This is a genomic window from Micrococcus sp. APC 4021 (genome assembly GCF_030407635.1).
GTDB lineage: Bacteria > Actinomycetota > Actinomycetes > Actinomycetales > Micrococcaceae > Micrococcus > Micrococcus luteus.
Window position 1 is genome coordinate 1 of the sequence record NZ_JASDCZ010000120.1, and the last position, 6,935, is coordinate 6,935.

Consider the following 6,935-nt stretch of genomic DNA (forward strand, 5'->3'; position numbering starts at 1 on the left):
CCGCCCGGACCGGCCCGCGCGTCGCCGACTGCCCGGCGTCGACGCGGCCCGCGGGATCGCCCTGCTCGGCATGATCACCGTCCACGTCGTCGACCCGGTGACGGCGGACGGAGCACCCCACCCGGCGTTCCTGTGGTTCGCCGGCCGCGCCTCGGTGCTGTTCGTCCTGTTGGCCGGGGTCGGGCTGGCCCTGTCCACGGGGGGCGCGACGCCGGCCACGGGGATCCGGCGCGCGGCGCTGCGCCGCCGGATCGCCCGCCGCGCGGGTCTGCTGTTCGTGCTCGGGCTCGCGTGCGGGACGCTCGGGGTCCCCGTGGCCGTGATCCTGTGCCACTACGCCCTGCTCTTCCTGCTCGCGCTGCCCCTGCTGGGCCTGCGCGCCCGCACCCTGGGGGTGATCGCGGGGACGTGGCTCGTGCTCGGGCCTGTGCTGGTGTTCGCGGTGGTCGCGGCCGCACAGGCCGCCCTGGGCCGTCAGGAGTTCTTCGTGGGCGGGCGGCTCTGGCTCTCCCCCGGCCCCGCGGACCTGCTGCGTCCCGGGCTGCTGCTGGCCGATCTGACGGTCACGGGCTACTACCCCGTCCTGTCCTGGGGCGCGTTCCTCGTGCTGGGGCTGGCCCTGGGGCGGCTGCCGCTGGACCGGCCCCACGTGGCCGCCGGGATCCTCGGCGGCGGGGCCACGGCGTGGGCGGCGGCCGGCGTCGTCGGTGCGGCGGTGCTGCGGGCCCCGGGCACGCTCGGGCGGGTCGCCGCGGCGATCGGCACGGACCCGGTCGAGACGGCGCTCACGCTGCGCACGGGCGAGCCGCGGCTCGCGCTGCTGATCCCGGATCCGCTGTGGCTCGCCCTGCCGACCCCGCACTCCGGGTCCGTGGTGGCCGCCGTGCTTGCGGCGGGCTGGGCCTGCGCCGTGCTGGGCGCCTGCCTGCTGGCCCGGCCGCTGGTCGGGCACGCCGCGCTGCGCCCGCTCGTGGGTGCGGGGCGCATCCCGCTCACGCTCTACGTGGGGCACCTCGTGGTGCTCGCGCTCGTGGACGCGACCGGACTCGACCCGGCCGACGGGGCGCTGCTCGCCGCCCTCGTCGTGCTGAGCCTCGCGGCCGGGCTGGCCGCCGAGCTCAGCGGCCGACGGGGTCCGCTCGAGGCCGTGATGGCCCGGCTCTCCCGGGCGGGTGAGGAACGGGAACGGGCCGTCGGGGGGCGCTGAGCGACGCGTGGGTAGCGTCAGCCGGCGCGGTGCAGGCGGACGGCCTCCCGGGCCGCCTCGCGGGCGCGGCGGCGGTCGCCCGAGGCGTCGTAGGCCAGGGCGAGGCGGTAGCGGGCGCGCCAGTCGCGTGGTGCGGCCTCGGCCTCCACGCGGTACAGCTCGAACTGGGCGTCGGCGGCCTCCCGGTCGATCCGGCCGCCCGGCGAGCGCGGCAGGTCGTCCTCCGGCAGTCCGCCCTCGGCCTCGAGCTGGTCGGCCAGGCGTTCGGTCTGGCGGCCGAACCACACCTCGCGGGCCAGGACGGCCACGGTCACCAGCACCACGAGGATGACGCCCACGCCGATCGCCTTGGCCAGCGGCTGCGGGGCGCGCACCAGCGCGACGGACGCGTTGAGGGCGAACCCGGCGAACAGCAGCACGAGCAGGCAGACGAAGCCGACCCACACCTTGCTCATCACGGTCGAGCGGCGGGCACGGGCGGCGGGCTCGGTCGGGCCCACGGCGCCGTCGTCGGGAGTGCGGGAGGGCTCAGCCAAGGTCCAGGTATCCGTCCAGTCCGTAGGTCAGACCCGGGCGGGAGGCCACGGTCCGCAGGCCGAGGACGACGCCGGGCATGTAGGCGCCGCGGTCGAACGCGTCGTGCCGGACCACGAGCTGCTCGCCCGGCCCGCCCAGCAGCACCTCCTGGTGCGCCTCCAGGCCACGCAGGCGCACCGCGTGCACATGCACGCCGTGGACGACGGCACCGCGCGCGCCGTCCGGGTCGTGCTCGGTGGCGTCCGGGGAGACGGGCACGCCGGCCGCCTCCCGGGCCGCGCCGATGAGCTCGGCGGTCCGCACGGCCGTGCCCGACGGGGCGTCCACCTTGTCCGGGTGGTGCAGCTCGACGAGCTCGACGGACTCGAAGTACCGCGCCGCCTGCGCGGCGAACGCCGAGGCCAGCACCGAGCCGACCGAGAAGTTCGGGGCGATCAGCACGCCCACCCCCGGGTGCTCCGCCAACTGCGCCTCGAGGCGCGCGCGGCGCTCGGGCACCCAGCCCGACGTGCCCACGACCGTGTGCAGCCCGTGCTCCACGGCGAAGGCCACGTTCTCGGGCGAGGCGTCCGGCACCGTGAGGTCCAGGACGTGCGTGGCGCCGGCGTCGAGCACCGCGTCCAGGCGGTCCTGCGAGCCGAGCTCGGCCACGAGCTCCAGCCCCTCGGCCGCTCGCACCGCGGGCACCGCGTGGCGGCCCATGCGGCCATGGGCGCCCAGGATCGCGACGCGCGGGACGTCGTCGGGAGCGGACACGGCGGAGGGGGTGCGGGTCTCGGTCATGGCCTCCAGCCTACGCGGCCCGCCCCGGCGGCCGTGGCCGAGGTCAGGCCGGGGCGACGACGACGCGCGCCCGGTCCCCCGCGGCCAGGCGCGCGGCCACGGCCCGGACCTGGCCGGCGTCGACCTCGCGGACCCGGGCGAGGGAGGCCGCCAGGTCCACGTACTCCCCCGTGACCAGCTCGGCCCGTCCCAGCCGGGACATGCGGGCGCCCGTGGACTCCATGCCCAGCACGGTGCCGCCGCAGATCTGCCCGTGGGCGCGCGCGAGCTCCTCCCCGGTGACGTCGGCCTCGGCCATCCGGTCCAGCTCGGCCTCCATCAGCGCGGCCACCTCGTCCACCCGGTCCGGCTGGCAGCCCGCGTACAGGCCCCAGTAGCCGGCGTCGGAGTACCCGGCGGAGAACGAGTAGGTGTTGTAGGCCAGGCCGCGGCGCTCGCGGATCTCCTGGAACAGCCGCGAGGACATGCCCCCGCCCAGGACGGACTGCATGACGCCCAGGGCGAAGCGGTCCGGGTCCGTGGTGGACAGCGAGCGGCCGCCGACGAGGACGTTGGCCTGCTCGACCGCCTTGGTGACGGTGTGCGTGCCGGTCCGCACCCGCGAGGCCGCGGCCCCGGCGGTGTCCACGGCACGACGCGGGGCGGGCAGGGCCCCCTGGGTGAGCTCCCAGCCCGAGGCGCGCAGGGCGGCGAGGACGAGGCGGCAGACCTCGTCGTGGTCGAGGTGGCCGGCGGCGGTGACGACGAGCTCGTCCGGGCGGTACCAGTGCGTGTAGTGCCCCACCACATGGTCGCGGGTGACGGCCCGGATCGTCTCGGGCGTGCCGCCGATCGGCCGGCCGAGGGGGTGGCCGTCCAGCATGACCTCGGCGAGCTTCTCGTGGGCCACGTCCACGGGGTCGTCCGCGTCCATGGCGAGCTCCTCGAGGATCACGCCGCGCTCGGTCTCGAGCTCGTCCGGGTCGATCAGGGAGGAGGTGAGCATGTCCGTGAGGACCTCCACGGCCATCGGCAGGTCCTCGTCCAGCACGCGGGCGTGGTAGACGGTGGACTCCTTGGCCGTGCCGGCGTTGGACTCCCCGCCCACGCGGTCGAAGGCGGCCGCGATGTCCATCGCGGTGCGCGTGGGAGTGCCCTTGAAGAGCAGGTGCTCGAGGAAGTGCGTGGCGCCGTAGCCCTCGGGCGACTCGTCACGGGACCCGACGGCCACCCAGTAGCCGATGGTCACCGAGCGCTGGTCCGGCATGGCCTCGGTGAGCACGCGGACGCCGCCGGGCAGCACGGAGCGGCGCACCACGGAACCGTTGCCCTCGTCCGCCAGCACGCCGTCGAAGTCCAGGGGGATCTCACGGTGAACACTCATGACGGCCATTCTCGCCCATGCGCGACGACGGCGCCGCACCACTCGCGGGGAGGGTGCGGCGCCGTCGTGGTCACCGGGCCGGGCGGGGCGGATCAGGCCTCGATCTGCGAGGACTCGATCGCGTCCGCGGTCTCGGCCAGGGCGTCGGACTCCGCCACCACCGGGGAGAGGGACAGCTTGCCGCGGTCGTCGATCTTGGTGATCTCGACCTGGACCTTCTGGCCCACGCCGAGCACGTCCTCGACGTCGTCCACGCGCTTGCCCTCGTTGAGCTTGCGCAGCTCGGAGATGTGCAACAGGCCGTCCTTGCCCGGGGTGAGCGAGACGAACCCGCCGAACGTGGTCAGCTTCACCACGGTGCCGAGGTAGCGCTCACCGACCTCGGGGACCTGCGGGTTGGCGATCGCGTTCACCGCGGAGCGCGCGGCCTCGGCCGAGGCGCCGTCGGTGGCGCCGATCAGCACGGTGCCGTCGTCCTCGATGGTGATGTCCGCGCCCGTGTCGTCCTGGATCTGGTTGATCATGGCGCCCTTGGGGCCGATGACCGCGCCGATCTTGTCCACCGGGATGCGCACGGAGATGATCCGCGGGGCGGTGGGGGCCATCTCGTCCGGGGCGTCGATGGCGGCGTTCAGCACGGACAGGATGTGCAGGCGCGCCTCGCGGGCCTGCGTCAGGGCGGCGGCCAGCACGGAGGCCGGGATGCCGTCCAGCTTGGTGTCCAGCTGGATCGCGGTGACGAACTCCGCGGTGCCGGCCACCTTGAAGTCCATGTCGCCGAACGCGTCCTCGGCGCCGAGGATGTCGGTCAGGGCCGCGTACTGGGTCTGGCCGTCCACCTCGGCGGAGACCAGGCCCATGGCGATGCCGGCCACGGGCGCACGCAGCGGCACGCCCGCGTTCAGCAGGGACAGGGTGGAGGCGCAGACGGAGCCCATCGACGTCGAGCCGTTGGAGCCGAGGGCCTCGGAGACCTGGCGGATCGCGTAGGGGAACTCCTCGCGGGCCGGCAGCACGGGCACGAGGGCGCGCTCGGCGAGGGCGCCGTGGCCGATCTCGCGGCGCTTCGGGGAGCCCACGCGGCCGGTCTCGCCGGTGGAGTACGGCGGGAAGTTGTAGTGGTGCATGTACCGCTTGGCCGTCTCCGGCGCCAACGAGTCGATCTGCTGCTCCATCTTGAGCATGTTCAGCGTGGTGACGCCCATGATCTGGGTCTCGCCGCGCTCGAAGATGGCGGAGCCGTGCACGCGGGGCAGGACCTCCACCTCCGCGGTCAGCTTGCGGATGTCCGTCAGGCCGCGGCCGTCGATGCGCACCTGGTCGGTGAGGATGCGGCGGCGCACGATCTGCTTGGTGAGGGAGCCGTAGGCCTTGGCGATCTCGCCCTTGCGCTCGGCGAAGTCCTTGCCCTCGCCGGCGAGCTCCTCGAGCACCTCGAGCAGGTAGGCGTCCGAGGCCGACTCGCGCTCCTGCTTGTCGCCGATGGAGAAGATCTCGGTCAGGCGGTCCGTGGCGAGCTTCTCGACGGCGGCGTAGGCGTCGTCCTGGTAGTCCTGGAACACGGGGACGTCCACCGGGTCCTTGCCGGCGCGCTTGACCAGGTCGGCCTGGGCCTCGCACAGGGCGCGGATGAAGGGCTTGGCGGCCTCGAGGCCCTCGGCCACGATCTCCTCGGTGGGCGCCTGCGCGCCGCGCTCCTTGACCAGGGTCCAGGAGTCCGGGGTCGCCTCGGCCTCGACCATCATGATGGCGACGTCGTCGCCCACCACACGGCCGGCCACGGCCATGTTGAACACGGCGCCCTCGAGCTGGGAGTGCTTCGGGAACGCGACCCACTGGCGCGTGCCGGAGCCGTCGTCCATGAGGGCCATGCGCACGCCGCCGATGGGACCGGAGAACGGCAGGCCGGACAGCTGCGTGGACAGGGAGGCGGCGTTGATGGCCACCGTGTCGTAGATCTCGTCCGGGGCGATCGAGGTGACGGTCACGACGACCTGGACCTCGTTGCGGATGCCCTTGACGAACGCCGGGCGCAGCGGGCGGTCGATCAGGCGGCAGGTGAGGATCGCGTCCGTGGACGGGCGGCCCTCGCGGCGGAAGAACGAGCCGGGGATGCGGCCCGCGGCGTACATGCGCTCCTCGACGTCCACGGTCAGCGGGAAGAAGTCGAAGCCCTCGCGGGGCGACTTGCCGACGGTGGTGGCGGACAGCATCGACGTCTCCTCGTCGATGTAGACCATGGCGGCGCCGGCGGCCTGCTGGGCGAGGCGCCCGGTCTCGAAGCGGACGGTGCGCTTGCCGTACGAGCCGTTGTCGATGACGGCCTCGGCGAAGGTGATCTCAGGACCCTCCATGAGGGCCTCCTTTCAGGTGGACGGCGCCGCAGGCGTCCCTGTCCCCCTGGTCTTCGATCGAGGCCCTCGGCATCCCGCCGTGCGGCGGGGTCCGGGAGCCACTGTCGAGGACCGCGAGCGATGGGCGCGGAGCCGTCGGGTGTGTCGATGATGCGGGGATGCGCGCCATGGCGCGCCGGAGTGCCGCAGGCTGCGGCGATCTCTCCCCCGGGACACACTACGTGCGTCCGGGGGCAGACGAAAGGCGGCGCCGGCGCTCGCGGGTCTCCCGCGGGCTCCGGCGCCGCCTCCTCAGGTCACTTGCGCAGGCCGAGGCGCTCGATCAGCGCGCGGTAGCGCTCGATGTCGACCTTCTGCAGGTAGCCGAGCATGCGACGACGGCGACCGACCAGGGCCATCAGGCCGCGACGGGTGTGGTGGTCGTGCTTGTGCTCCTTGAGGTGCTCGGTCAGGTCCTTGATGCGGCGGGACAGGACCGCGATCTGCACCTCGGGGGAACCGGTGTCGCCCTCGTGGGTGGCGTACTCCTTGATGATCTGCTGCTTGACAGCGGGATCCAGGGCCATGGTGGGCCTCCTTCACTTCGGTACCGCGAACACGGGCCGCGCCCCGCCGGGGCGGACGACGCGGGGCCCACCCCACCGCGGACTGCAGGGAGGCCGAGGGTCGAGTCTACCGCATCGCCTACCCT

General features: G+C 74.1%; 6 protein-coding genes. 1 reads left to right on the forward strand and 5 read right to left on the reverse strand.

Annotated features, from left to right (window positions below; all coding sequences use genetic code 11):
- Positions 1 to 1,207 (forward strand): heparan-alpha-glucosaminide N-acetyltransferase domain-containing protein (locus tag QL983_RS09580; protein ID WP_290152638.1); only part of this gene is annotated, 1,207 nt, incomplete at its 5' end.
- Positions 1,208 to 1,224: 17 nt separating this feature from the next.
- Here the strand turns inward: QL983_RS09580 and QL983_RS09585 are convergent.
- From QL983_RS09585 to rpsO, 5 genes are all read right to left on the reverse strand, one after another.
- Positions 1,225 to 1,743, reverse strand: a complete 519-nt coding sequence (locus QL983_RS09585; protein ID WP_036315008.1) for a hypothetical protein — start codon at positions 1,741 to 1,743, stop codon at positions 1,225 to 1,227.
- A complete protein-coding gene (gene dapB / locus QL983_RS09590) occupies positions 1,736 to 2,527 on the reverse strand; it encodes a 4-hydroxy-tetrahydrodipicolinate reductase (protein WP_036315005.1) in 792 nt (263 codons plus the stop codon). Before dapB ends, QL983_RS09585 begins: the two co-directional genes overlap by 8 nt.
- Positions 2,528 to 2,570: 43 nt before the next feature.
- Positions 2,571 to 3,890 (reverse strand): pitrilysin family protein, encoded by a 1,320-nt coding sequence (locus tag QL983_RS09595; RefSeq protein WP_078026113.1) that lies wholly within the window; start codon positions 3,888 to 3,890, stop codon positions 2,571 to 2,573.
- Between the two features lie 92 nt (positions 3,891 to 3,982).
- Positions 3,983 to 6,244, reverse strand: a complete 2,262-nt coding sequence (locus QL983_RS09600; RefSeq protein WP_036315001.1) for a polyribonucleotide nucleotidyltransferase — start codon at positions 6,242 to 6,244, stop codon at positions 3,983 to 3,985.
- 296 nt (positions 6,245 to 6,540) lie between these two features.
- Complete coding sequence (gene rpsO / locus QL983_RS09605; RefSeq protein ID WP_017488396.1) at positions 6,541 to 6,810, reverse strand: 30S ribosomal protein S15; 270 nt, start codon at positions 6,808 to 6,810, stop codon at positions 6,541 to 6,543.
- Between the last annotated feature and the right edge of the window lie 125 nt (positions 6,811 to 6,935).